At 35.0% G+C, this 825-nt stretch carries 1 protein-coding gene; it reads right to left on the bottom strand.

Annotated features, from left to right (window positions below):
* A partial coding sequence (locus NK213_RS20265) for a DnaB-like helicase C-terminal domain-containing protein (protein WP_253352720.1) occupies positions 1-825 on the bottom strand: 825 nt, incomplete at both ends.

The following is an 825-nucleotide window of genomic DNA, read 5'->3' as shown; positions in this document are numbered from 1 at the left end:
GTAATAATCTTCCCTGTGGAGAAACATCACCACATTACTCGCCTGCTCTATTCCTCCTGAATCTCTTAAATCCATTAGTATTGGTCTTGTGTCTGCTCGTTTTTCTACCGCCCGATTTAATTGAGCTAAGACCACAATACAGGTATCAAGCTCCTTTGCTAATGCCTTTAATCTATTAGCCATTTCCTCTACTTCTATATTTTTGGTTGAATATCCTTTTGCCTGCATTAAAGTCAGGTAATCTATTACTATCAGGGATAAAGGAGTTTTTTCATGTGCCTTTTTTATTCCCTGAACTATTATCTCAAATTTATTATTCTTGCAGTCCAATATCCCTAGTTTCAATTTCTCAAACATTGACATTTTACGACTTATTGCAGCTATATCATCATCTGTTAGTACTTCTCCTTTTGTCTTTTTTATTTTCTTTAGAAGTACTCCTGACATACTGGCCAGTATCCGGTTCGTTATCTGTTTTGTGTTCATTTCTATATTTACATACAAAACATTATGCTTTACTGCATTTTTATAAGCTAAATTCAAGCCAAAGGCTGTCTTTCCCATCGACGGTCTTGCTCCTATTGTGATTAAACTTCCTTTCTCAAGAAATACATATTTATCAAGATCACTATATCCCGTATAGATTCCATCAAGTTCTTTTTTCTCTAAGTCAGTCCACCATTCACTCAGTAAGCCTCTTGGTGTCACTAGTTTATTACTTTCCTCTTCAAAATCACCCAGTCGCTCAACTATGGTTATTATATTTTTCCTCTTCTCATCTACACTTAAATCCTCTGTCTCGAGAACTTTTTGTATCTTTTTATC

This window comes from Sebaldella sp. S0638 (genome assembly GCF_024158605.1).
In the GTDB taxonomy this organism is placed as follows: domain Bacteria; phylum Fusobacteriota; class Fusobacteriia; order Fusobacteriales; family Leptotrichiaceae; genus Sebaldella.
The sequence above is the reverse complement of the archived record's forward strand: the minus strand, read 5'-3'. Positions and strand labels throughout refer to the sequence as shown.